This window comes from Nocardioides pelophilus, from assembly GCF_014180685.1.
GTDB lineage: Bacteria > Actinomycetota > Actinomycetes > Propionibacteriales > Nocardioidaceae > Nocardioides > Nocardioides pelophilus.
In genome coordinates, this window is sequence record NZ_JACEHF010000026.1 from 1 (window position 1) to 23,947 (window position 23,947).

The following is a 23,947-nucleotide window of genomic DNA, read 5'->3' on the forward strand; positions in this document are numbered from 1 at the left end:
CCTACCACCGCCGCCGCAGGCAGGCCGCTCTCGGACGGTTGACCCCCGTCGAATACGAGTTGATCATGACCCCACCCGCCACCCAGGCGGCCTAACCCCAACTGTCACCCGTTCGTGCAGCAGACCCCCGCTCCCTGAACTCGGCTTCGGTGTTGGGTTCGTGAAGAACGTGGGCGTCGAGCAGGTCTTCGACGGTTGCGTGGGTGAAGGTGGTCGGATCGTCCAGTGCGTCCGCGTAGTCGAGCGCGAGCTTGGCGTAGGCGGTGTTGCCGCGGGGGTAGACCAGGACGTACTTGCCGTCGGCCCATCGGCCGGAGTCGTGCTGCAGCATCGAGAGCAGGAGGAGATGGTCGCGCCAGATCTGCTGCAGAGGCTTGCCGACGATCCTGGCTTCCCAGTCTGACTTGAACACCTTGTACTCACCGATCGCACGCTCGGTGATCTCGCGGTACCGCTCCATTCGGTGTGGTCGAGGCGGGGCTTCTGTTGTCGCGTGCTCGTGATACTTCGTCTCGATCCCGATCACCGTTTGCGGGAGATCGCGGTCGCCGAAGAAGAGAGCCACGTCGAAGGCTGTGCGATCGCCGGTGTAGCTCGGGTCTAGACGTCCCGGAGACCACTCGAAAACGATGCCGACGCCGGCCCGTTCAACTCCCCACAACGCTGACCCAGTTCGGGACAGGCGCGTGGTGTATTGATGAAGCTCACCGAACAGGTTGAAGCACATCGGCATCGAGGACAGCAGGTTGTTGCGGAGGCGCGGGCCATGAAACGTCTGGTGCTTCTGCGGGTGCTGCTCGCGGTGTCGTACGGCGCTCTCGATCTTGTCGCTGAGGAAGTTCTTGTAGGCGAGCCCGGCCTCGTCCGCGAGCATCGACCCGTTCGGTTGGCCTTTGGGATGCTCGCCGTATGCGTACCGCTTCGCGGCGCGCCACGTCGCCTGCCGACGTCGAGCCTCCCGCTTGAACGCAGTCATCGCGGCGTCGTGAGGAGCGCGATCCCATCGCGGATTGATCGGTCCGATGTCATCGAAGGACTCAGCGGGCATGCCATTGACCTTAAGACGACCGCCCGACGTAGATCCACACCGAAGTGGCGAAGGCGAGCGTCGTCCATACGCGTCAGAGCAGGGTTGGCGCCTGGCACCCGCTGACGCGCGGGTAGCTGCGGTCGGCTTGTGTCGCACCGCGATGCGACACTCGGAGCTATGGGATCGGTGGACCGACTGTTGGGCTACCTGGAGGCGCAGTCGCTAGCCGACGAGCCCAGCCTGACGCTCGGCAGCTACCCGAGCGATCTGATCACCCGCCGGATTACGGAGGACGACGCTGCGACCTTGTTCGCCGGTGTCGAGCAGGGCCTGATCACCTGGCGTCCCGGCGGTCGCTTCGACACGCTGGACCGCCCGCGGCCCCCACGCGGACGTTGGTGGCTGATCGAGAAGGACGGCGCTCACCGGCGCCCGTGCTGGGAGTTCGTCCCGCAGTTGGCCGCCTATGTCGAACTCATCATCGAGCACGGCTACCACCGGCACCGCGTGCTGTTCGACACTCCGCAGTCTGCCCTTCAACTCGACCTCGCCGTGCTCAACGATGACGGCCAGGTCGTGGTTCTCGGCGAGGCGAAGAAGGAGGCCCGCGACCTCGATCGACTCGAAGCCGACTTGTCGTTGCACCAACACCAACAACCAACGCCCCGCCGCGGGGACGAGCCGCGTCAGCTCGCATGGCGCTTGTGGGTGACGCGGGCTCCCTACCTCTGGCTGGTCGCTCCGTCTGACCGCCGAGCGTTCAAGGTCAGGTACGACCCGCTCCGATTCACCCGCCTCGAACACCTCCCGCAAGGTTCCGCCCTCGGTCTCGCGGCCGGACCCGCCGCCATGATGGCCCCGCCGGTCCTGACGACCACCCAACCCTCGGCCTCTGCCTCGGGAGAGGCACCGTGACCGCCCGCCGCTCGAGGCGTTCCTACGCGCCCCTCACGCGCGAGCACCTCGACCGGCTGAGTGCGATCGCGCTCGCCGACCACCAGTTCTTCACCCGAGCTGACGGCCGGCCCGAGTTCGCCGACCGGCGAGTCGCCGTCGTGCTCGCCCAGGGCGGGGCCCTGCATTACCTCCACGGCGACGTCGGGATCAAGGACCTCGATGTCTGGACGTTCTACGCGGCCGTCCCAGGTGTGGGATTCCCGGCGAAGCGGAACCGACACGTCGACTTCGGTCCCTCAGCACTGGGACGACAGCGGTATGACCACCACGCGGCGAAGAACCCAGCCGAGCTGGCGAGATTTCACCGCTGGGAGCAGTTCCAGGGCCGGCGCGTCGACCTGCTGATGCGAGACCTTCCGATCGAACCAACGGCCTCCCTGCCCGCGGTCAGAACAGCCCTTCGAAGCTGGCTGGAAGCCGGTGAGGCGTCAACCAGCCGCCGCCCTCCCTCCAGCTACTACCTCGCGCAGAAGGCCATGATCCTCATCGACCCGCGACGACGCAGGGGCACCACCGTCTGGCCCGTCGGCATCTGACCCCGATTCGGCCGGGAACCGAGAGGTGACGGTGATCGGAGTTCGTATCCGATCACCGTTCGCGCACCTTGCCGAGGGTGTTGTTCAACTCTTGCGTGGACCGGCGTTCAGGTGGCCTCGAGAACGGATCCCGGACCCGCGGTTGCGGAGCTCGTCAGCGCAATCGCGTGACGAGCTGACTCGGGTCATCGGCGCCAGAAACATGGGCGCTGGCCGTCTCCCGAGCACCAACCCGGCGCGGAGTCCGGAAGTTGGGCGAGGAGTCCCAGCGTGTCGTGCGGTTGCCTTGGTAGACATACGCCCACACGTAGCGGTTCGGCTTGAACTCCCAACCGAACAGTCCGCGCCGCCGAGACCGTTGCGTGTCGATCACGAGCCAGCCGGCGCCGCGGATATAGGCCTGCAGTTCAACACGTTGACCGCGCCAGCCCTTCTGTGCTCGAAGGAGGCGGCCAATCACGACGTACTTGTACACGCGCTTGTGTGGTCGGTAGTCCACGTCACGCCGGACGGTCGAGTTCAGGATCGGAGTCTTCTTGAACTCGAACGTGACAGAGTCTCGAGCACGGCTGGCCAGTTCGTGGTTCTCGTCATATCCACGGACGAACACGTTGACCTTGTAGGTGCCCGGGCGATCCTGGCGTCCGCAAAGTCGGACGTAGGTGATGACACGACCACGATAGTTGTTTTCGGAGTAGATGCTGTCGACCTCGCGGCCTCCCGGGTTAAGGACGTTCACCGTGATGTCGTTGTACGGGTCGGCGTCCCAGTCGCCGAAGACGCGGATCTTCGCCCAGTCGCATTTGCCTCCGATGACAGAGGCGTTGCTCGCAAGGACGTCAACTGACGTGACGGCACTCGCGATGCTTCCAATCGCACTCAGCCCCGATACGAACAGGGCTGTGACAACGACGCGCAGAAGAAGTCGCATGAGAGGATCTCCAATGTCCATCGCATGACTGCGACAGACGTACTGGCCCTGGGAGCCAAGACCGTGAGCGGCAAGGTTATGCACATCTCACGTGCTGCCGCGGCAGAACACCGAAACGGACCGCTTGGGTCCTCCGCGGGGTGTTGCGGGAGCGCCGACAGAACTTCCATCAGGCAGATTGCCATTCTGGCGCTTGTGACGCCGCGGGTCGGTCGATGAAGCAATCCGCGAGGAACCCAGACTCCGTCGACGTTGCGGTCCGTGCGAGAGGATCGCCCCATGAAACGCCGCGCCCTCGTCCGTCGTCCGAGTCCCCGGTTGGCCGAGGGGCTGCTCACCCACATCGAGCGGGTGCCGGTCGACGTCGACCTGGCGCTCGAGCAGTGGGAGGGCTACGTGGCCGCACTGCAGGCCGAAGGCTGGGAGACCGTCGAGGTGCCGGCCGCGCCTGACTGCCCGGACTCGGTCTTCGTCGAGGACACCGTCGTCATGTACGGCGACCTAGCCGCGATCACGCGCCCCGGGGCCGACGAGCGCAAGCCCGAGACGTCGGGAACCGAGCAGACGCTGCTCGAGCTGGGCTACCGGATCGTGCACATCGAGGCGCCCGGGACCTTGGACGGCGGCGACGTGCTCAAGTACGACGGCACGGTGTGGGTCGGGCTCGGTGGGCGCACCAACCGAGCCGGGGTCGACCAGCTCGCCGGTCACCTCGAGCCGCTCGGTGCGCGAGTGGTCGGTGTACCGCTGACCAAGGTGCTGCACCTCAAGTCCGCCGTCACCGCCCTGCCCGACGGGACCGTGGTGGGGTTCGAGGAGCTCGTCGACGACCCGACCGTCTGGGAGCGGTTCCTCGCCGTTCCCGAGGAGCCGGGGGCGCACGTCGTACTGCTCGACGAGAGCACCGTGCTGATGTCGACCAGCGCACGGCGCAGCCGCGAGCTCTACGAGGCGCGGGGGCTGCGGGTCGTCGCGGTGGACATGACCGAGTTCGAGAAGCTCGAGGGCTGCGTGACCTGCCTGTCCGTGCGGCTCCGCTGAGCCGGCCGGGCAGCCGCCCGGCCCGTCAGTCCAGGCAGAACTCGTTGCCCTCGACGTCCTGCATGACGATGCAGGACTCGTTCTCCTCGTCCGCGACGAGCACCTGCACGAGCGAGGCCCCGAGGGGCTCGAGGCGCGCGCGTTCGGCCTGGAGGGCGGCCAGGCGCTCCTCCCCCACCAGACCGGTGCCGACGCGCACGTCGAGGTGCACCCGGTTCTTGACGACCTTGCCCTCGGGCACGCGCTGGAAGTAGAGGCGCGGGCCCACGCCCCTGGGGTCCACGCACGCGAACCACGACTCGTCCTCCCCGGCCGACGGCGCCGGGTCGTAGCCCAGCACCTCGCACCAGAAGCGGCCGACCCGCACCGGCTCCGCGCAGTCGAACGTGACCTGGACAGTTCTGACCGAGACCATGGCCCCACCCTAGAGGCGTGGTCTCGTCGTCGTCGCGCGAGTTTCGGCCGCTCGGCCCTACAGCACCTTGGTGCCGTACATCTCCCCCAGCGGGTCGGCGATCAGCTCGAGCCGGGCGCCGTTGGGGTCGCGGAAGTAGATCGAGGTGCCGCTCTCGCTCTGGTAGTCGACACCGGCCTCCTCGAGGCGGGCCTTGAGCATCTCCCATCGCTCCGGCTCGACCGAGATGGCGACGTGGTGGAGCCCGCCCAGCACCTCTGCGTACGGCCCGACGTCGAGGCCCGGGAAGTCGAAGAAGGCGATCAGGTTGTCGTTGCCGATGTCGAAGAAGAAGTGGTTGGAGCCCTTGTAGTCGCGGTTCTCGAAGATGTCGGTCAGCGGGAAGCCGAGCACCCCCTGGTAGAACCGCACGGTCTCCTCGACGTCGCGGGCGACGATCGCGAAATGGTGCAGGCCGCGGGCGGTGGAGGCCGGCCGGCTCTCCTCCGACTTCAGGTACGTCGCCCGGATCCGCTCCCGCTCGGCGTCGACGGCGGCGAGGTCGATCTCCGGCTCGTCCGGGTCAGTCGTCATGACAGCGGCCCACCTTCCCAGTGCTCGCGTCGGGTCAGGTCCTCGACACTAACGCGGGTCAGCTTGGTGAGCTGGCGCACCGGCTTGCCCATCGGCACCACGCACGCGACGGCGTACTCCTCGGGGATGCCGAAGAGCTCCCGCAGCCGTGGCTCCTCCGCCACGGCCATGGTCGTGATCGTCCCGCCGAAGCCCTCGTGCCGGGCGGCCAGCAGGATGTTCCACACCAGCGGGTAGACCGACGCTCCCCCGACGATGCCGACCCGGTCGAGGTCCTTGTCGACGGCCGCCACCACGCGCAGGTCGACGCACACCACGAGCACCACCGCCGCCTTCAGGACCGGGTCGGTCCAGAAGTCCGGTACGTCGGTCGCCGCGATCTCCTCGTCCGACAGGCGGGTCGGGATCACCGCGTTCCACGGTCCCTCACCCGCCGTCTTCTGCGCGGTGTAGCGCCGAGCGCCCGGGAGGGTGAGCTCCGCCAGCCTCCGGCGCGCGTCGAGGTCACGGACGACGAGCACCTGCGTGCCCTGACGGTTGCCCCCGCTCGGTGCGAACCGCGCGTTGTCGAGGATCGTGCGCAGCACGTCGTCGGGCAGCGGGTCGTCGGTGAACTCGCGCACCGCGGACGTCGTCCGCATCACGTCGTACAGCTCCATGGTCGTCCTCCCCTTGACCGGTCGGCCTGGTCGTTCGGCAGCGTACCGAGCCACGTCGAGCCCGCCGCTTCTCAACTTGAAGATGTTTTCAAGTCCTGTAAGATGAACCGCGACCGACCACCCCGATCCGAGACCCAGGTGAGCAGTGAGCGTCCCGCTGTACCAAGCGAAGGCCGAGTTCTTCAAGACGCTGAGCCACCCGGCGCGGATCCGCATCCTCGAGCTGCTCTGCGAGCGCGACCACGCGGTCCACGAGCTGCTGGCCGTGATCCCGATCGAGCCGAGCAACCTCTCCCAGCAGCTCGCGGTGCTGCGGCGTACGTCGATGGTGGTGTCGCGCCGCGAGGGCGGCGAGGTCGTCTACTCGGTCAGCGCTCCTGAGGTCCGCGACCTCCTGCTCTCGGCCCGGAAGATCCTGACCGGGCTCATCCACGTCCACGACGAGACCGGTGCCGTGACGTCGTGACCCCTACCGCTGAGTGGCCGGGGTCGCTCTGGTCCCGCACCCGCGCCCTGCTGCCGCGCCGCGCCGACTGGACCCACGCGCGGCCGCGGCGCGACCTGCCGGCCGGCGTGATGGTCGGGCTGGTGGCGCTGCCACTGGCGCTGGGGTTCGGCGTCAGCTCGGGGCTCGGCGCCGGCGCGGGCCTGGTGACCGCGATCGTCGCCGGCGTCCTGGCCGCGGTGTTCGGCGGCAGCCGGGTGCAGGTCAGCGGGCCGACGGGTGCGATGACGGTGGTGCTGGTCCCGATCATCGCGACCCACGGCGCCGACGGCGTGCTCGTCGTCGGGCTGCTCGCCGGGCTGATCCTGCTGGGGCTGAGCTTCGCGGGCGCGGGCCGGTTCATCCGCTACGTGCCGGTGCCGGTCGTCGAGGGGTTCACCATCGGGATCGCGATCATCATCGCGCTGCAGCAGCTGCCGGGAGCGCTCGGCGTCGACGTACAGGCCGAGAAGGTCCTGGTCCTGGCCGGACGCGCCGTCCGGGCGTGGGCCGAGGACCCTGCCTGGGCCTCGGCCGGGGTCACCCTCGGCGTGGTCGCCGTGATCATGGCCGCCGGGAGGTACCGCCCCCAGCTCCCCTGGTCGCTCCTCGCGGTGGTGGCCGCGACCGTTCTCGACGGGGTGCTCGACCTGGGCGTCGCGTCGATCGGCGCGATCCCGTCCGGCCTGCCCACGCCGGGCCTGCCGGACGTCGACCTCGGAACGCTGGATGCGCTGCTGCTGCCCGCGATCGCGGTGGCGGCGCTGGCCGCGCTGGAGAGCCTGCTCTCGGCGACCGTCGCCGACGCGATGAACGTCGGCCAGCGCCACGACCCCGACCGCGAGCTGTTCGGGCAGGGCATGGCCAACCTGGCCGCACCGTTGTTCGGCGGCATCCCCGCGACCGCCGCGATCGCCCGCACCGCGGTGAACGTCCGCGCCGGTGCCGCGTCCCGGCTCAGCGCGGTCGTCCACGCCGGGGTCCTCCTCGCGGTCGTCCTGGTCGCCTCGCAGTGGGTGGAGCGGATCCCGCTCGCCGCACTCGCCGGGGTGCTGATCGCGACGGCCATCCACATGGTCCGGGTCTCGAGCGTGACGGCGCTGCTGCGCTCCACCCGGGGCGACGCCGCCGTACTCGTCATCACAGCGGCCGCGACCGTGGTCGCCGACCTGGTCACCGCGGTGATCGTCGGTCTCGTGGTCGCCGGCTTCATCGCGCTCCGCCAGACCGCTAAGGCCGCGCGGATCGACGAGGTCCCCCTCGACATGCCCACCGACAGCGACGACCGGGTGGCCGAGGAGCACGCCCTGCTCGACGAGCACATCGTCGCCTACCGGCTCGACGGGCCGCTGTTCTTCGCCGCTGCTCATGACTTCCTGCTCGAGCTGGCCGGGGTCAGCGACACCCGGGTGGTCATCCTCCGGATGTCGCGGATCACCACGATCGACGCCACCGGCGCCAGCGTGCTCGCCGACACCATCACCCGCCTGGAGAACCGCGGCATCACCGTCCTGCTGTCCGGCGTCCAGCCCGCCCACCAAGACGTGCTGACCCACCTCGGCGTCTACGACAGGCTGGCGCACGAGCGCCACCTCTTCGACACCACTCCGGAGGCCATCGTGCACGCGCGGATCCACGCCTCCCGGATCAGCCACGACGCCGGCGCGTCCGGATCTCCCACGCGATAGCCCCCCGCAATGTGCTTCCCGTTGTCCACCCCGTTGAAAGGAACTCCCCCATGCGTTTGATCCTGATGGGCCCGCCGGGCGCAGGAAAGGGCACCCAGGCTGCCCGCGTCGCAGCGCGCTACGACGTCCCGGCCATCTCCACCGGCGACATCTTCCGCGCCAACGTGGCCGCCGCCACCCCGCTCGGGATCAGCGCCAAGGCCTACATGGACGCCGGGGAGTACGTGCCCGACGAGCTCACCGACGCGCTGGTCCGCGACCGGCTCTCCCAGCCCGACTGCGAGCGCGGTTTCCTGCTCGACGGCTATCCCCGCACGACCGCCCAGGTCACCGAGCTCGACGCGATCCTCAGCGACATCGGCAGCCGGCTCGACGCGGTCGTCGTGCTCGAGGCCGACCAGCAACAGCTCGTCGAGCGCCTGCTCAACCGGGCGCAGGTCGAGGGCCGCTCCGACGACACCGAGGACGTCATCCGCCGCCGCCTCGAGGTCTACGCCCAGGAGACCGCGCCGCTCATCGACCTGTACGCCGCCCGCGGGCTCACCGAGCACGTCGACGGCATCGGCCGGGTCGACGACATCACCGACCTCATCAACGCCGCCGTCGACCGCCGTACGTCGGCGCTCGACTCCGACGCCATGACCGGCTGACCCGAGGAGCGCCCATGACCGACCACGAGTCCGAGGCCATCCCTCCCTGCCCGGAGTGCAACGAGGCCTACTCCTACGAGCAGGGCCACCTGCTCGTCTGCCCGATGTGCGGCCACGAGTGGTCGCCCGCCGAAGCGGCCGAGGCGGCCGAAGCCACTGCCATCACCGACGCCTTCGGCACTCCCCTGTCCGACGGGGACACGATCACCGTGATCAAGGACCTCAAGGTCAAGGGTTCGTCCCTGGTGGTCAAGGTCGGCACCAAGGTGCGCAACATCCGGCTGGCCGACGGGTTCGGCGGCCACGACATCGACTGCAAGATCGACGGCATCGGGCCGATGCAGCTGAAGTCGGAGTTCGTCAGGAAGGCCTGACTCCCCCGGCGGCGTACGTCGAGGCTGAGATCCGCCGTCGCGGGGTCAGTGGCCCTTGGCGACCATCCGGATCATGCGGAGGTTGAGGGCGACGAACCGGCCCGCCTGGTAGGCGAGGTTCTGGCGCTTGCGGAGCGCGCGTGCGCTGGGCAGCGGCGCGCGGGCGATCCGGTCGTTGACGTTGTCCGTGTCGTGCATGTCGATTCCTCGCTCGCGATCACTCGGGGATGAAGAACCAGCCAGGCTTCGCCTTGGCCTTGTAGAGGAAGAGGTGGTGGAGCATGTACTTCATCCAGTGCGCCGCCAGTCCCATCTCCCCGGTGGTCGTGCTCAGGTCCCGGCCGGTGGGGTACTTCTCGTAGTCGGGGACGATCGGCTGCATCGTCATGGCGGCGGCCGACCCGTGCCGCAGCCCGGAGCCGGTCGAGGCGACGCAGGCCGCCCCCATCGAGGCCATCGAGGCCCTGCGGGCTGGAGCGGAGGCGTCCTTGATCCGGTCCACGATCGTCATGGCCACCGCCTTGCCCATCATTCCGGACGGCATTCCGGTGCGCGGGGGCGACGGAGCGATCAGCGTGCCGTCCTCGGTCCTGCGGGGACGCGAGATCGGGTGGGGCGGCGCGAACGCGATCCCGACGGCGAAGAGGTTCGGGTAGAGGGGCGACTCGTAGGTCTCCGGCCAGTCCTCGGGCTTCCACTCCTCGAACGGCTTGGCCGCGTAGTCCGCGTCCACCCGCATGAACTTGTTGGGCGCGAACAGGCGGTCGGTGATCTCGTCCCCCGCCCGGTCGAAGACCTGGAGCCCGACGCCGGTGAACGGCGGGAGCAGCATCGCGAAGTCGAAGTCGAGGGTCGACACGCTGCCGTCGAGCTGCTGGTAGCGGACCTGCCCGGGGAGCACCTCCTCCACGTGGGCCTGGGCGATCGCCTCGATGCCGCGCTCGCGGAAGAGCGACTCCATCCACTCCTCGCTGGTCATCTGCCGGTCCCCGACCTCGAACGTCATCCCGCCGACACCGAAGTCGCCGAGCTCGTTCTCGTTGGTCAGGTAGTAGAGCGTCGCGCGGTCCCGTACGCCGGCCTGCCGGAGCTCGTGGTCGACGTTGAAGACGTACTCGAAGGCGGCGCCTTCGCAGGTGCAGGTGCCGTGCCCCATCCCCACGACGAGGGTCTGGTGCTCGCCGTTCCTCATCTTGTCGATCGTCGCGCTCAGCGACGCGGCGGCCTCGGTCGCGTGGTCGGCCGTGCAGACCGAGACGGAGTTGCCGTCCGGGCCCAGCCCCGGCGTCGCCGCGAAGTTCAGCTTCGGCCCGGTGGCGTTGATCAGGAAGTCGTACGGCAGCGAGGCGACCTCGCCGCGCCGGGCGGCGTCGGTGTACTCGATCTCGACGGTGGGCGTCGGGTCGGACCCGCTCCCCTCGGGTCGGATCGTCTTGCCCAGCGCCTGGTGGAACTCGATGCCCAGCTTGTCGTACACCGGTGCGAGCGGGAAGACGACGTCCGACTTGTCCATCGCGCCGACCCCGACCCAGATGTTGGACGGAATCCAGTTCCACTTCGAGTTCGGCGCGACGACGACGACGTCGTGCTCCCGTCCGAGCTTCCGACGCAGGTGGAGCGCGGCGGTGTGTCCCGACACGCCGGCGCCCAGAATCACGATTCGAGCCATGGCGACTACCTCCCGGGGGGATGTTCGTCTTCGACGCTACTCACGGCCGGGGCCGGAGGAGCGGGTCCAAGGTCCCTTGCTCGCGGGGACATCGTCACTGCCCGTCGGCGGACCGACTGCGTGCCGCCACCTTCACCGCGTACATCGCCCGGTCGGCAGCCGCCAGGACGCTGTCGACCGAGGCCTCCGGGTCGTCGGTCGACGACACCCCGACGCTCGCGGCCAGCGGGAGCTCGGTGTCCTCCCACCTCATCGGCTGGTTGAGCGCGACCGACACGCGGTCGCGGAACACCTCGGCGACGGTCAGGTCGCTCAGGTCCGGAAGGACCACGACGAACTCGTCGCCGCCGACCCGCGCGACGGTGTCGCTCGGGCGCACCGCGGCGCGCAGCCGGTCGGCGACCTCGACCAGAGCCGCGTCCCCGGCGAGGTGACCGTGCTCGTCGTTGAGCCGCTTGAACCCGTCGAGGTCCACGAGCAGTACGGCGAGATGGGCGCGGCTCCGGCGCAGGCCGGCCAGCGAGCTCTCGAGCCGGTCCTCGAGCAGCCTGCGGTTGGCCAGTCCCGTCAGCCCGTCGTGGAGCGCCTGCTCGCGGAGGATCTCCTCGACCCGCTGGACGGAGACCAGGTCGTGGTTGAGGGCGGAGACCGTGAGCAGCGCGAAGGCGCCGCCGGCGAGGCAGACCTGGGCCACCACGAGCCCGGAGTAGGTCCCGGTCACCGAGAACGGACCGACCCCCATCGCGGTGACGGTGTTCACCGTCGTGGCCGACACCGCGAGCGAGATGGCGGCGGTCTGGGCGCCGAGCCGCATGGCGACGAGGACCAGTGCCGGTGTCAGCAGGAAGGGAAGGCCCTGCACCCACGCGTCGACCTGCCAGGGGAAGACCGCGACCAGGGTCACCGCGGCCAGGGCGGCAAGAAGCACCCAGCGCTCGGACCGGCCCGCCTTGGCGAGGTCGGCCCGCCGGAGGGTGAACACCGCTGGGGCGACGACCAGGACGCCGATGGCGTCTCCCATCCACCAGCGCGGCCACGTCGGCCAGAACGTCTCGACGCCCGCAGCGGTCGCGGCTGCCGCGCCGACGGTGGCCCCGACCAGCGGCCCGACCACGACGGCCCAGAGCACGAAGCGCAGCACCAGGGAGACGCTGGTCAGACCTTCCGGCCGTCGGCTGCGCATCAGCAGCGATGCACCCACCAGCGGCTCCACGGTGTTGGCCACAGCCCAGATCAGCGCGACTCCGAACGAGACCGGGATGGAGAGGTCGACGACGATCTCGGCCACGAAGACGCCGGTCAACAGGGCCGGCCAGCGCTCCCGGGGCAGGCGCACCAGGACGCCGAGGGTGAGCCCGGCCCCGGGCCAGAAGACCGCGCCTGTCGGATACCCGAACGTGGTCGCTTGGATGACGAGGAAGGAGAGGGTGCCGTACGCCAGCCCCATGAGCGCGACGTCTCGCACCCGAGAAGATCGGGACATACCTCGATCGTCCGGTCCCGAGACCTCCGCGGACAGGGCCGGAGGTCCCGCGCCCACGTGCCGATCGGCACTGACTCCGCCGCCCCGCTGGAGCGGATCGTGGAAGCACACACGGGGAGGTGCCATGGACGGCAGGGACCAGCAGCTGAGGTGGCGTTCGACCCTGGTGCAGGGACGGGACGCTCGCTACGGCGTGGCCGGGGAAGGCGACCCGGTCGTGTTCGTGCACGGCTGGGGACTCTCGCAGCGGTCCTACCGGGCCGCGCTGCACCGGCTGGTGCGGACCGGCGCCCGCGTCTACGCCCCGGCCCTTCCGGGCTTCGGCGGCACTGCACCGCTCCCCCGCGCCGAGCTGAGCATGGTCGGCTACGCGAAGTGGCTGCAGGCCTTCCTCGACGAGGTGGAGGTGCCGCAGCCGGTCACGCTGATCGGCCACTCGTTCGGTGGCGGCGTGGCTCTCAAGACCGCGCACGACCACCCCCGGGCCGTGAGCCGCTTGGTGCTGGTGAACTCGATCGGCGGGTCGGTGTGGAAGGCCGACAAGGCGATGCGCGACCGGCCGATCTGGGACTGGGGCCTCCACCTCTCCGCCGGCGCCCTGTCGCCGCGCGGCCTGACCCGGGTCGTGCCCGTGGTGGCCGCCGACGCCGTGAGCAACGCCGTCCAGCACCCGCACGTGCTGTGGGCCGTCGGCCGACTGGCGCGCGACGCGAACCTCGAGGCCGAGCTGGCAGCGGTACGCCGGCGCCGGCTGCCCGTCTTCGTGCTGTGGGGCCGCAACGACCGGGTGATCCCGCTCGCCTCGGCCGAGGCCCTGATCGGGACGTCCGACGACACCGAGATCCAGACCGTCGCCGGCGACCACGGCTGGCTGATCGCGGATCCCGGCCTGTTCGCCGAGGTGATCACCAACGTCATGGGCGTCGCGATCCCTCCCGAGGCCGTCGGGCAGTAGACCGGTCCGACAGGGAGGAGTCGAGATGAGGTTCGGTAGCCACACCGCCGGCGTCCGTCGTACGACGCATGCCGCGTGCGCGGCTGCTCTGCTGTCCGCCGTGCTCGTCGCCCTGCCGGCGTGCGGGGCCGACGGCCCGGAGGGCGATCCCGACGAGGTCCTCGCGTCCGCTCAGGAGCAGCTGGACGAGACGACAGGAGTCCACATCACCGTGTCCAGCGACGGACTGCCCGACGAGGTCTCCGGCCTGGTGGGAGCCGAAGGGACCCTCACGTCCGACCCCGCGTTCGACGGGACCGTCAAGCTTCGCTACAGCGGCATCACCGCCGACATCCCGGTCATCTCGGTGGACGGCGTCGTCTACGCGCAGCTCCCGTTCACCACCGGCTACGACCCGATCGACCCGGAGGAGTACGGCGCCCCCGACCCCGCACAGCTCCTGACCGCCGGCGCCGGCATCTCCCGGTGGCTGGCCAGCGTGATCGACGTCGACCAGGGCGACCAGGTGCGCGACGGGCCCGAGGTGCTGACGCCGTACTCCGGCACGCTGCCGGGCACCGTGGTGGCCGACGTGATCCCCGGCGCCGACGACGAGGCGACGTTCGAGGTCACCTTCACCATCACCGAGGACGGCCTGCTCCACGAGGCGGAGGTCTCGGGGCCGTTCTACGAGGGCGAGCAGGACGTGACCTACCTGGTCGGGCTCGAGGACTACGGGACCCAGCAGACCATCCAGACGCCATGACCCCCACCAGGGCGGCCCGCGGCCTACTCGCCCTCGCGGCGGTGGCGGTCTCGTTCGCGGCTGCCGACACCTACGTCGTCGTCCTGGCGCTGCCGGACATGATGGCGTCGGCCGGGCTGTCCGCCGAGGACCTGCACCGGGCCGCGTCCATCATCTCGGGCTTCATGCTCGGCTACGTCGCGATGCTGCCGCTGGCCGGCCGGATCGCCGATCTCCGCGGCCGGGTGCCGGTGCTGGTGGGCGCGCTGGTGCTGTTCTCGCTCGGGTCGCTGGTGACCGCGCTCGCCTACGACCTGCCCTCGCTGGTCACCGGTCGCGTGCTCCAGGGTGCCGGCGCGGGCGGGCTGCTGCCGGCCACGCTGGCGCTGGTCGCCGACCTCTACCCTCCTCGCCAGCGGGGTCTGCCCCTCGGCCTGGTCGGCGCGGTCCAGGAGCTCGGCAACGTGATCGGCCCGGTGTACGGCGCGCTCGTGCTCGCCGTCGGCTCTTGGCGGACCATCTTCTGGATCAACCTCGCCGCGGGACTGGCGCTCGCCGCGGCGATCCGCGCCACCCCGGCCGACGTCCGCGGCGCCGGACGCCCACGACCGGACTGGCTGGGACTCATCCTCGCCGGCTCCGGCACCGGCGCCCTCGTCGTCGTACTCGCGCAGCCGGCACGGCTCGCCGCCGACGTGACCTGGGGGCTCGCCCTGGTCCCGGTGACCGGGAGCAACCGCTGGCTCGCTCCCCTGGCGCTCGCGGGCTACGCGTTGCTGGCCCTGCTCGTGGTCCGTTGCGCGACGGCCGCCCAGCCACTCGTCGACCTGCGCGCCTGGGGCGCCACGGCTCGGAGGGTCGACGTGCTCGGCGCGACCCTGCTCGCCGTCGCCCTGGGCGGGGTGATCCTGGCGTTCGGCACCGCGAACCCGCAGCGCCAGGTGTTCGCCGAGCAGGGCCCGTGGCTGCTGCTGGCCAGCGCCGTCGCCGCGGTCGGGTTCGTACGCCGGAACCGGGTGGCCCGCCACCCGCTGCTGCCGTCCGGCGCCATCGCCCGCACCCCGGCGTGGGGCGCGCTCGTGGTCAGCTTCTTCGTCGGGGCCGCGCTGGTGGCCGCGCTCATCGACATCCCGATCTTCGCCCGGCTCACCGTGCACCAGGACGACCAGGTGGCTGCGGCGATGGTCCTGGTGCGGTTCCTGGTGGGCCTTCCGATCGGTGCGTTCGTCGGCGGCTGGCTCACCCGGCGGCTCCCGGCCGGCGTCGTCACCGCCGTCGGGATGGCCCTGTCTTGCGGCGGCTTCCTCTGGATGGCCACCTGGGACCTGACGTCGCTGGACCAGCCGATCTCGACGGTGCCGCTCGTGCTCGCCGGGTTCGGCGTCGGCCTGGCGATGGCTCCTGTCAACGCTGCCCTGCTGGCGGCCACCGACTCGTCGGTCCACGGTGTCGCGAGCGGGCTGCTGATCGTCTCCCGCACCATCGGCAAGCTGGTCGGCATCAGTGCCCTCACCACGATCGGCCTGCGCCGGTTCTACGCCACCGAGCGCGGCCTGCCGGCTCCGGCGGACGTCTGCTCCGGCGGGCGCACCCGCTGCGCGGAGTGGACCCTGATCCTGCGCGAGGCGGGGCTCACCCAGCTGCACACGATCTTCGTCGGCGCAGCCGTCTGCTGCGTGATCGCCGGGCTGGTCGCGCTCGTCGTCTTCCGCACCGCCGACACCCGCGCGGTGAAGGTCGCTCCTCTCGAGAGCTGGGCCGGCTGAGCCGGTTGAGCCGAGAGGCGCCGAGGGGCGCCGTGGCCCCGCGGTCAGCGATCCGCGGGCGCGAGGCGGACGTCATACGTTCCGGATGCCGTGGGTGTCGACCCGCATGACGTCCCGACGGACGTCAGACGGTCTCGGCCCAGTAGCTGCTCGTTCGTATGACGCCCGCGCCTGCCCGACTCAGGCCGGCCCTCAGGCCGACCCTCAGTCCGACCTAGCCGCCGGCTGCGCGCCGGGCGATGTCCTCGAACCGGGCGCCCATCTGCTCGGCCAGGGCGTGGGCGGCGCTGAGCGGGCGGACCATCACCATGAGGTCGTCGATGAGCCCGTCGGCGTCGGTGTGGATGAAGTCGCAGCCGGTCAGCGCCTTGCCGGCGACCGTGGCCTCGAACACCAGGGCGTGGTCGCTGGCACCGGCCTCACCGATCTCGCGGACGTAGTGGAAGTCCTCGAAGACCTCGATCACCGTCGCGAGGATGGCGGAGGTGATCGGCTTGCCCTCGTAGGGCCTGAACGCGACCGGGCTGGTGAACACGACGTCGTCGGCGAGCAGGGCGTCGACGGCCTGGAGGTCACGAGCCTCGACGGCCTGGCGGAACGGGTGCATGGGAAGACCTTAGTCGGACCATCGCCTCCGATCATCGAACATTCGTTCTATTGTTGGACGATGGCGAGGACGCGGTTCGTGTGGGTGCGGCCCGCCTTCGCGCCCGTCGAGATGCCGGGGCTGGTGCTCGAGTGGCGCCGCGACCCGGAGGGCGCGTGGCGGGCGCTGGTGACCTGGGTGGAGACCCGCGGTCGCGTGGTGACCGCCTGGGTGCCTGCCGACGAGCTGCGGCCGGTCGAGGCGCAACCACGCACGGGGTCGTCGTACGGCTGAGCGGCGGGTCAGGGCTGGTCCCGTTCGCTGGCGTCGGCCTCGCGCATCAGGTCGGACACCAGCCGCTGGCCCTCGGTGATCGTCTCGTTGAGCATCTCCAGTCCCGTGTCCGGCCGGCCCGCCTCGAGCGACCACTTCGCCGCCGCCATACCCTGGATCAGGCTGTCGTTGATCTCCACCGCGTGCCGGAGCCGGAGGTTGCGCGCCTCCTGCAGGGACCGCTCCTCCTCCGCCCGCCGGAGCCGTTCGGAGGCGTCGCCGAGGACGAACCCGATGAGCAGCAGCGGCACCGCTCGCGACAGCCAACCCAGGATCGAGAGGTCCACGCCCTTCGCGAGCACCCAGATCCCGATCAGCGCCAGGCCGACGACGCCGGCGCCCGCGCCGGCCCATCGCCCCCAGGCGACCGCCGCCAGACTGATCGGAAGCACGTACAGCATGGTGACGGCGATCGCGGCGTCGTCGCCGAGGGCGAACCGCAGGACGGTCACCGCACCGAAGAGGACGACGCACACCACCGCGGCGAGGCCGCGCCGCTGCTGGAACCAGGGACGCACCCCCGGCGCCGGGGGTGCGCGGAGCTCACGGGCCGACATGGTTCTCCTTCGCGATCGGGTGCTGACTACACCACGTTGCCATTCTCGTCGAAGGACCTTCGTCCCGCGGGTGGATGACCCGGGGCCACTGGGGACGGACCCGTCCGCGTGATTGCATCGAGACATGGACACGCTGCAGATTCCCTCGGGAGCCGTCGTCGTTGGCATCGACGGCTCGGAGCACTCGACTCGCGCCCTCGCATGGGCCGCTGACCAGGCCGGACGCGACCGGCGACCGCTCGTGATCGTGCACGCCCTCGGCGTGCTGGACCCGTACTGGCTGGTGCAACCCGGCGTCGACGCGCAGGCACTCAAGGAGTCGATGATCGCGGGAGCGAAGGAGGTGCTCGCCGAGGCGCGGGACAGCGTCATCGCGGAGCACCCCGGCCTCGAGGTCTCCATCGGCTGGAAGTCCGCAGACGCCCGTCACCTCCTGATCGAGGCCTCCGAGCACGCCGGCCTCGTCGTGGTCGGGTCCCGGGGACGCGGACCGGTCAAGCGGCTGCTGCTCGGCTCGGTGTCGCTGGGCCTGACCCGGCACGCCCACGCGCCCGTGGCGGTCGTCCGGCCCGGGGCTGACGAGAACGCCAACGACGGCGTCCTGGTCGGCGTCGACGGCACCGAGGAGTCGCTGCCGACCCTCGACTACGCCTTCCGCATCGCCGCGTCCCGTGGCGCCCCGCTCACGGTCGTCCACTGCTTCTGGGACTACGAGTCCGCGGTCCTCGGCGCCGGTCTGGTCGACGGCGACAACGAGCGGTACGCCGAGATCCGGCTGGTCGTCGCGGAGACCCTGGCCGGGTTCCGGGAGAAGTACCCTGACGTCCCGGTGCGGGTCGAGCTCGCGCGCGGCCTCGCCGACGAGGTCATGCTCGGGCTCGCCGACAAGAACGACGTCGCGGTCGTCGGTTCGCGCGAGCGCTCGTCGCTCAGCGACCTGATCCTCGGCTCGGTTGCGGGAGCGCTCGTCGAGCACGCGTCCTGCACCGTGATCGTCGTCCCGCGCTCCTGAGCCGACCCCGCGGGAGCTGGGTCAGCGCCGCACGCCCGCCCCGCGCGGGATGTGGATCGGCACGCCGCGCTCCCCGACGTACACGTCCAGGATCGCGTGGTTGGCGGTCGTCCCCAGGAAGCTCTGGTTGGCCACGAGCACGCTGCGGCCGGCGAAGGTGACGTTCGACGGGGTGTCGAACGGGACCGGTGAGCCGTTCTCGCCGGTGACCGGCAGCGCCGGCACCCGCTCGACCTCGGCGAACTCCTCGTCGAGCACCACGAGCTGGTTGCTGCCGGCGTTGGCGACGTAGACCCGTCCCGAACGCGCGAAGCTGAAGCCGTCGGGCAGGTCCATCGGCCGGGACTGCCACAGCTTGGTGAGCGTCCGCTCTCCGCGCAGCGGGATCCGGTAGAGCTTGCCCTGGGCGACGGTGAGGTCGCCGAGGCCCAACGAGGTCTGCTGCATCACGAAGAGCGACCGGCGGTTCGGCGCGAGCGCGAGACCGGCCGTGCCGAACTCGATCCCGTCGAGCCGCTTGTCGGCGAGCCACACCCGGGCCCGACCGCCGCCCGGCGGCACCTTCCACAGCACGGCCTGGCCGTAGTCGGTGAGGTACAGCGAGCCGTCGGGGCCCCAGGCCGCGTAGTTCGGGATCGGCCCGGCGTCGTTGATGTTCGGGGTGCACCCGTCGCCCGGCAGCCCGAGCGGACAGGCGGGCAGGTCGCGGAGCCGGGAGTACGTCGTCCAGCGGCCGGTGTCGAGGTTGAGCCGGAGGACCTTGCCCGTGCTCTTCTCCAGCACGATCAGGCGACCGCGGGCGTCGACGTTGGCGACCTGGATGCCGTGGCTGGCCGCGAGGTCCTGGCCCGGCACCTCCCACGACCTCAGCAGGTCACCGCGGCGGGTCCACTCGCGGACGACCGATGGCAGGCTGTCGCCGCGCATGTTGGAGAAGGTGCCGGCGTACACGCGGCCGTTGGGGTGGAGGACCACGTTCGCCGGGAAGCCCGGCGCCTGGACCATCGCCAGCACCTTGGTGTGCCAGCGCTCACGCTCGGCCACCGTGCTGGCAGCCGTGCTGGATCCGCCGGCGGGCAGGAGCGCCACCAGCAACGCGGCGATCAGCGCGGCGAGGGCGAGGGGCGTACGTCGTACCGGCATCACAGCTTGTCCAGCACCTCTCGCGCGGCCCTCTCCCCCGCGCGAACGGCGCCGTCCATGAACCCCGACCAGTACGTCGACGTCTCGGTGCCGGCCCAGTGCACGCGACCGAACGGGCGGCGGATCTCCGAGCCGTGGCTGGTGATCACACCCGGACGCGGCAGGGCGATCGGGCCGCCGCCGGTCCAGCGCTCGAGGGTCCAGTCGTGCTCGGTGTACTCGATCGGGTGGAGGGCTTGCTCGCCGAACATCTCGGCGAAGCCCTCCAGCACCGCGCGCTTCCGCTCGGCCCGCGGGAGCCGGCCGTAGGTCTTCCAGGTCGAGCCGCCGACGAAGGCCAGCAGCACGCCCGGCCCGCCGGACGCCGGCGTGTTGTCGAAGACCGCCCGGGTCGCGCCCTCGTGCGCCAGACCGGAGCCGGAGAGCCCGTCGGCGCGCCAGAACGGCGTCTCGTAGACCGCGTCGCACTTCATCAGGTTGCCCATCGGCATGTTCGACAGCAGGTGGCGGCGCCGAGCCGGAAGCTGGGGGTGCCAGTCGATGTCCAGCACGAGCGGCGGCGGGCACGCGACGACGACCCGTTTGGCGCGGACCGTGCCGCGGTCGGTGTGCACGTGGGCCCAGCCGTCGCGCTGGACGATCCGGCGCACCGGCGCACGGAGGGCGACCCGGTCGCCGAGCTCGCGGGCCATCCGGATCGGCACCATCTGCGAGCCGAGCCGGAAGCGCGACTCCTGGGCGCCTCCCGCCGTGCTGGAGGAGCGCTCGAAGGTGCCGACGTTGCGCTCGTTGCCGGCGGTCGCGATGAACCACGCGAGGAAGAGCACCGACACGTTGCCGGCGTCGGAGCCCCAGCTCGGCTGGAAGTAGCACTTGAGGAGGGTGTCGGTGTCGGTCGACAGGGTCTGCTTCGCGACCCACTGCTTCACCGTCTGCGCGTCCCACTCGGCGGCCTGCGGGTGGCTCCACGGCGCGTCGACGGCGATCTCGGCCGCCATGCTGTTGATCCGCTGCTGGAGCAGCGCGGCGTCGATGAGGATGCTCGGGTCCGGCGGGACGGTGCCGGTGTACGTCGAGCGCCGGCCGTTCTTGATGTAGACGTTCTCGCCCTCGACGTACTCCTTGAAGGTCTTCACGCCGAGCTCGTCGGAGAGCTTCAGGATCCGGTCCTGGGTCGGGCCCACGAACGCGCCACCGGCCTCGATCACGCCCCCCGCCCGGAGGTGGTGGTTGAGCACCCGGCCGCCGACCCGGTCCCGAGCCTCGACGACGAGGACCCTGGCGCCGCGCGCCCGCAGCTTCCGGGCCGCGGTCAGGCCGGAGATGCCGGCGCCGACCACGACGACGTCGACACGGTCGGGCAACGGCCCGCTGACCGAGGCGCCCTGGGCCGACGCCGGGGCCCAGAGGCCCCCGACCGCGCCGGCCGCTCCCGCCGTACCGACGGCGAGCCCACCGAGAATTTGCCGACGACCGATTCCAGGTCCCATGTCCACCCTCGCGCTATCAGGTCACTTGTCCTAGACCCTAACGAGATCCTCCCGCACTCGTTACGTCAGGCACCGTAAAGTGACTGCGAGGGAAGGAGGGCCCGATGGGGAGGATGCCGCTTGCGCAGCGACGGCAGCAGCTCGTCGACGCCGCGATCGCCGTGCTCACCCGCGAGGGCGTGCCGAAGGCGACCACCCGCGCGATCGTCGCCGAGGCCGGCACCTCGCTGAGCGTCTTCCACTACTGCTTCGACTCCAAGCAGGAGCTCCTCGACGCGGTCATCAAGACCCTCGTCGGCAACTCGGTCGACCTCGCCGAGGCATCGTTCGAGGCGAGCGCGTCCCGCCAGGAGATGATCCGGTCCGGCCTCGAGGCCTACTGGGCCCACGTCACCTCGACGCCCGACCAGCACCTGCTGACCTACGAGCTCACCCAGTACTGCCTGCGCACCCCCGGCTACGGCGCGGTCGCCCGCCAGCAGTACGACCACTACGCCCACGCCTTCGTCGCGCTCCTCGACGCGATCGGCGCCGAACCGGCCGTGCCGCTGCCCGCGATCGGGCGCTACCTCGCCGCGATGATCGACGGGCTCACCCTCGACTGGCTGGTCCGCCGCGACGACAACAGCGCCCGCCAGGTGCTCGACCTGCTGGCGCACCACATCGACGAGGTCATGCTCAAGCCGGAGCCGGCCCGCGCCTGAGCGGGGTCAGCCCTCGTCGTCGTCGTCGGTCGCGAAGTCCTCGTTGTGGGTGCCCGGACGCGGCGCCCATGGCAGCTCCCTCGCCGGCCGTACCACGACCAGCCGGTCGCCGCGGGCGAGCAGGGTCACCACCGGGTCGAAGTAGCGGTAGACCTTCTCGTCGCGCACGACGGCGATGACCTGGTCCGGCAGTGACTGCGGGGGCACGCCGACCTCGGAGACCAGCAGGTCGCGCTCGGCGACCTCCAGGCCGTCGCCGTAGGTCAGCAGGTCCTCCATCACCGTGCCGAGGGTCGGCGACAGCGTCGAGAGGCCGAGCAGCCGGCCGACCGCGTCGGCCGAGATGATGACGGAGTCGGCTCCGGACTGGCGGATCAGCGGTGCGTTCTCCTGCTCCCGCACGGCCGCGACGATGAACGCGTCCGGGTTGAGCTGGCGCACCGTGAGGGTGGCCAGCACGTTGGTGTCGTCGCGGTCGGTGGTGACGATGACCTGGTCGGCGGTCGCGATGCCGGCGCGCCGGAGCACCTCCCGCCGGGTCGCGTCGCCGGTGATCACCGCGAGGTTGTCGGCGTGGGCCTCGGCCAGCGCCACCGGACTCGGGTCGACGATGACGACGTGGTCGCGCTCGAGCCCGTTGTTGACGAGGGTGTCGACGGCGCTACGGCCCTTGGTGCCGTAGCCGATGACGACCACGTGGTGTCCCATGTGCTTCCTCCAACGGGCGATGCGGAACATCTCGCGCCCGCGTTGCGCGAGCACTTCGAGCGTGGTGCCGATCAACAGCACCAGGAACGCGATGCGGAGCGGGGTGATGACGAAGGCGTTCACCAGGCGGGCCTGGTCGGACACCGGCGCGATGTCGCCGTACCCGGTCGTGCTGAGGGTGACCGTCGTGTAGTAGATCGCATCGACCAGCGAGACCGTGCCGAGGGGGTCCGTCGGCGTGGCGTCGCCGGCGTCGCGGTAGCCGCTGCGGTCGATCATCACCAGCAGGACGGTGCCGGCCAGGATGCCGAACGCCGCGAGCAGCCGTCGCCCGAGCTCCCACCACGGCGAGCGGGTGTGCTCGGGTAGCGCGATCAGGCTTGCGCCCTGGCTGGCGCCCTGTGACGAGAGGTCGTGCACAGCCGCGAATCTAGTCGAGAGTCGGCTCGCCGCCGCGTTCCCTCGCCTGCTGCACCCGGTTGCGCAGCCGGGAGACCAGCTCGCGGCGGGCGCGAGTGGTCATCTCCTGCGGGAACACGGTGTCGAACGCGGCGTTCACCGATGCTCCGATGAGTACGGCGAGCGCCACGATGTAGAGCCAGAGCAGGACGGCGATCGGGGCGGCGAGCGGACCGTAGATGGAGCGGGAGTCGGTGGCGGTCACGGTGATCACCCAGCGCAGGACGTAGGACCCCAGGATCCACGCGACCAGGGCGAACGTCGCGCCGGGCAGGTTGAAGCTCCAGTTGGTCCGGACCGGCACCGACACGTGGTAGAGCGTCGCCAGGAAGCAGATGCAGATGAGCACGACCGTCGGCCAGTAGAAGTTCATCAGGAAGTCGGCCCGGTTCGGCAGCCAGTCGCGGACCAGGGTCGGGCCGGCGACCACCAGCGGGATCGAGATCGCGCCGGTGATGAGCGCGAGGATGTAGAGGACGAAGGAGAGCGCCCGGGTCTTGACGATCCCGCGGTGCCCGCCGAGCCCGTGCATGATCGTGATGGTGTCGACGAAGACGTTGAGTGCCCGCGAACCCGACCACAGGGCGAGCACGAACCCGACCGAGATGACGTCGAACCGGCCGCCCCGCAACACCTGGTTGAGCGTCGGTTCGATGACCTGGTTGACCGCCCGGTCGGTGAGGAAGGTCGAGAACAGTTCGACGACGGCCTCGCGGATGTCCTGGATCTGCGCCGCGCTGAAGCTGTCGGAGACGTAGCCGACGCCGCCGATGAGGGCGAAGATCAGCGGCGGCACCGACAGCACCGCGAAGAACGCCGCCTCCGCGGCCAGGCCCGTCACCCGGTACTTGAGACAGGAACCGACGGTGGTGACGATCAGCCTCCAGAGCGTGTGGAGGACCTTCCGGAGGAGGGTGCGATCGGCCGGGACGACGCCTGCCGCCGCCTTCCCCGGGTCCTCAGCCTCCACGCCGGCAACGGTAGTGGCACGCGACACCGGGAGCCGGCACGCCTCGCGCG

Annotated in this window: 27 protein-coding genes; 13 read left to right on the top strand and 14 right to left on the bottom strand. The window is 70.5% G+C overall.

What is annotated here, in order from left to right:
• Positions 1–91: 91 nt before the first annotated feature.
• Entirely contained in the window at positions 92–1,048 is a 957-nt protein-coding gene (locus tag H0488_RS07345; protein ID WP_183098636.1) for a PGN_0703 family putative restriction endonuclease, read from the bottom strand.
• A gap of 180 nt (positions 1,049–1,228) precedes the next feature.
• On the opposite strand from H0488_RS07345, the gene H0488_RS07350 reads away from it, so the two are divergent.
• On the top strand, positions 1,229–1,945 hold the full coding sequence (locus tag H0488_RS07350; protein ID WP_183098637.1) for a hypothetical protein: 717 nt from the start codon (positions 1,229–1,231) through the stop codon (positions 1,943–1,945).
• Positions 1,942–2,523, top strand: coding sequence for a hypothetical protein (locus tag H0488_RS07355; protein WP_183098638.1), 582 nt, complete (start codon positions 1,942–1,944; stop codon positions 2,521–2,523). The genes H0488_RS07350 and H0488_RS07355 overlap by 4 nt, the downstream gene beginning before the upstream one ends.
• 154 nt (positions 2,524–2,677) lie before the next feature.
• Here H0488_RS07355 and H0488_RS07360 read toward each other — a convergent pair whose 3' ends face one another.
• Positions 2,678–3,454 carry a hypothetical protein gene (locus tag H0488_RS07360; RefSeq protein ID WP_183098639.1) on the bottom strand — a complete coding sequence of 259 codons (777 nt, stop codon included), beginning with the start codon at positions 3,452–3,454 and terminating at the stop codon, positions 2,678–2,680.
• 279 nt (positions 3,455–3,733) lie between these two features.
• Between H0488_RS07360 and ddaH the strand changes: the two genes are divergently transcribed.
• Positions 3,734–4,495: a dimethylargininase gene (ddaH, locus tag H0488_RS07365; RefSeq protein ID WP_183098640.1), complete on the top strand. Its 762-nt coding sequence runs from the start codon at positions 3,734–3,736 to the stop codon at positions 4,493–4,495.
• Between the two features lie 25 nt (positions 4,496–4,520).
• On the opposite strand, the gene H0488_RS07370 is transcribed toward ddaH, so the two are convergent.
• The 3 genes from H0488_RS07370 to H0488_RS07380 are packed head-to-tail and all read right to left on the bottom strand — an operon-like array spanning position 4,521 to position 6,142.
• Complete coding sequence (locus tag H0488_RS07370; protein ID WP_183098641.1) at positions 4,521–4,910, bottom strand: VOC family protein; 390 nt, start codon at positions 4,908–4,910, stop codon at positions 4,521–4,523.
• 57 nt (positions 4,911–4,967) lie between these two features.
• The gene (locus H0488_RS07375; RefSeq protein ID WP_183098642.1) at positions 4,968–5,483 is read right to left on the bottom strand and encodes a VOC family protein; all 516 of its coding nucleotides are present in this window, start codon (positions 5,481–5,483) and stop codon (positions 4,968–4,970) included.
• Positions 5,480–6,142, bottom strand: coding sequence for a nitroreductase family protein (locus tag H0488_RS07380; protein WP_183098643.1), 663 nt, complete (start codon positions 6,140–6,142; stop codon positions 5,480–5,482). The genes H0488_RS07375 and H0488_RS07380 overlap by 4 nt, the downstream gene beginning before the upstream one ends.
• A 145-nt stretch (positions 6,143–6,287) precedes the next feature.
• Here H0488_RS07380 and H0488_RS07385 point away from each other — a divergent pair, with 145 nt between their 5' ends.
• The 4 genes from H0488_RS07385 to H0488_RS07400 are packed head-to-tail and all read left to right on the top strand — an operon-like array spanning position 6,288 to position 9,338.
• Entirely contained in the window at positions 6,288–6,608 is a 321-nt protein-coding gene (locus H0488_RS07385) for an ArsR/SmtB family transcription factor (protein WP_183098644.1), read from the top strand.
• On the top strand, positions 6,605–8,314 hold the full coding sequence (locus H0488_RS07390; RefSeq protein ID WP_312856244.1) for a SulP family inorganic anion transporter: 1,710 nt from the start codon (positions 6,605–6,607) through the stop codon (positions 8,312–8,314). Before H0488_RS07385 ends, H0488_RS07390 begins: the two co-directional genes overlap by 4 nt.
• A 50-nt stretch (positions 8,315–8,364) precedes the next feature.
• The gene (locus tag H0488_RS07395) at positions 8,365–8,964 is read left to right on the top strand and encodes an adenylate kinase (RefSeq protein ID WP_183098645.1); all 600 of its coding nucleotides are present in this window, start codon (positions 8,365–8,367) and stop codon (positions 8,962–8,964) included.
• A 14-nt stretch (positions 8,965–8,978) separates the two neighbouring features.
• Positions 8,979–9,338 carry a zinc ribbon domain-containing protein YjdM gene (locus H0488_RS07400; protein ID WP_183098646.1) on the top strand — a complete coding sequence of 120 codons (360 nt, stop codon included), beginning with the start codon at positions 8,979–8,981 and terminating at the stop codon, positions 9,336–9,338.
• Positions 9,339–9,383: 45 nt separating this feature from the next.
• On the opposite strand, the gene H0488_RS07405 is transcribed toward H0488_RS07400, so the two are convergent.
• From H0488_RS07405 to H0488_RS07415, 3 genes are all read right to left on the bottom strand, one after another.
• A complete protein-coding gene (locus H0488_RS07405; RefSeq protein ID WP_183098647.1) occupies positions 9,384–9,536 on the bottom strand; it encodes a hypothetical protein in 153 nt (50 codons plus the stop codon).
• A 19-nt stretch (positions 9,537–9,555) separates the two neighbouring features.
• The gene (locus H0488_RS07410) at positions 9,556–11,007 is read right to left on the bottom strand and encodes an NAD(P)/FAD-dependent oxidoreductase (RefSeq protein WP_183098648.1); all 1,452 of its coding nucleotides are present in this window, start codon (positions 11,005–11,007) and stop codon (positions 9,556–9,558) included.
• A 94-nt stretch (positions 11,008–11,101) separates the two neighbouring features.
• Positions 11,102–12,490, bottom strand: a complete 1,389-nt coding sequence (locus H0488_RS07415) for a diguanylate cyclase domain-containing protein (protein ID WP_183098649.1) — start codon at positions 12,488–12,490, stop codon at positions 11,102–11,104.
• 124 nt (positions 12,491–12,614) lie between these two features.
• On the opposite strand from H0488_RS07415, the gene H0488_RS07420 reads away from it, so the two are divergent.
• The 3 genes from H0488_RS07420 to H0488_RS07430 are packed head-to-tail and all read left to right on the top strand — an operon-like array spanning position 12,615 to position 15,935.
• On the top strand, positions 12,615–13,445 hold the full coding sequence (locus H0488_RS07420) for an alpha/beta fold hydrolase (protein ID WP_183098650.1): 831 nt from the start codon (positions 12,615–12,617) through the stop codon (positions 13,443–13,445).
• Between the two features lie 25 nt (positions 13,446–13,470).
• Complete coding sequence (locus H0488_RS07425; protein ID WP_183098651.1) at positions 13,471–14,190, top strand: LppX_LprAFG lipoprotein; 720 nt, start codon at positions 13,471–13,473, stop codon at positions 14,188–14,190.
• Positions 14,187–15,935 (top strand): MFS transporter, encoded by a 1,749-nt coding sequence (locus tag H0488_RS07430; protein WP_183098652.1) that lies wholly within the window; start codon positions 14,187–14,189, stop codon positions 15,933–15,935. The genes H0488_RS07425 and H0488_RS07430 overlap by 4 nt, the downstream gene beginning before the upstream one ends.
• Before the next feature lie 214 nt (positions 15,936–16,149).
• Here H0488_RS07430 and H0488_RS07435 read toward each other — a convergent pair whose 3' ends face one another.
• Positions 16,150–16,542, bottom strand: a complete 393-nt coding sequence (locus tag H0488_RS07435) for a nuclear transport factor 2 family protein (RefSeq protein WP_183098653.1) — start codon at positions 16,540–16,542, stop codon at positions 16,150–16,152.
• Between the two features lie 60 nt (positions 16,543–16,602).
• Between H0488_RS07435 and H0488_RS07440 the strand changes: the two genes are divergently transcribed.
• Positions 16,603–16,815 carry a hypothetical protein gene (locus tag H0488_RS07440; protein ID WP_183098654.1) on the top strand — a complete coding sequence of 71 codons (213 nt, stop codon included), beginning with the start codon at positions 16,603–16,605 and terminating at the stop codon, positions 16,813–16,815.
• An 8-nt stretch (positions 16,816–16,823) separates the two neighbouring features.
• Here the strand turns inward: H0488_RS07440 and H0488_RS07445 are convergent, their stop codons facing one another.
• Positions 16,824–17,411, bottom strand: coding sequence for a DUF4118 domain-containing protein (locus H0488_RS07445; RefSeq protein ID WP_183098655.1), 588 nt, complete (start codon positions 17,409–17,411; stop codon positions 16,824–16,826).
• Positions 17,412–17,535: 124 nt separating this feature from the next.
• Here H0488_RS07445 and H0488_RS07450 point away from each other — a divergent pair, with 124 nt between their 5' ends.
• The gene (locus H0488_RS07450) at positions 17,536–18,423 is read left to right on the top strand and encodes a universal stress protein (RefSeq protein WP_183098656.1); all 888 of its coding nucleotides are present in this window, start codon (positions 17,536–17,538) and stop codon (positions 18,421–18,423) included.
• A gap of 21 nt (positions 18,424–18,444) precedes the next feature.
• Here the strand turns inward: H0488_RS07450 and H0488_RS07455 are convergent, their stop codons facing one another.
• Both H0488_RS07455 and H0488_RS07460 read right to left on the bottom strand, forming a co-directional pair.
• Complete coding sequence (locus H0488_RS07455; RefSeq protein WP_183098657.1) at positions 18,445–19,566, bottom strand: SMP-30/gluconolactonase/LRE family protein; 1,122 nt, start codon at positions 19,564–19,566, stop codon at positions 18,445–18,447.
• Positions 19,566–21,056, bottom strand: coding sequence for a flavin monoamine oxidase family protein (locus tag H0488_RS07460; protein ID WP_183098658.1), 1,491 nt, complete (start codon positions 21,054–21,056; stop codon positions 19,566–19,568). Before H0488_RS07460 ends, H0488_RS07455 begins: the two co-directional genes overlap by 1 nt.
• A gap of 104 nt (positions 21,057–21,160) precedes the next feature.
• On the opposite strand from H0488_RS07460, the gene H0488_RS07465 reads away from it, so the two are divergent.
• Positions 21,161–21,760, top strand: a complete 600-nt coding sequence (locus H0488_RS07465; protein WP_183098659.1) for a TetR/AcrR family transcriptional regulator — start codon at positions 21,161–21,163, stop codon at positions 21,758–21,760.
• Between the two features lie 6 nt (positions 21,761–21,766).
• Here the strand turns inward: H0488_RS07465 and H0488_RS07470 are convergent, their stop codons facing one another.
• Entirely contained in the window at positions 21,767–22,888 is a 1,122-nt protein-coding gene (locus tag H0488_RS07470) for a potassium channel family protein (RefSeq protein ID WP_183098660.1), read from the bottom strand.
• 10 nt (positions 22,889–22,898) lie between these two features.
• Complete coding sequence (locus tag H0488_RS07475) at positions 22,899–23,897, bottom strand: YihY/virulence factor BrkB family protein (protein WP_183098661.1); 999 nt, start codon at positions 23,895–23,897, stop codon at positions 22,899–22,901.
• Positions 23,898–23,947 lie beyond the last annotated feature (50 nt).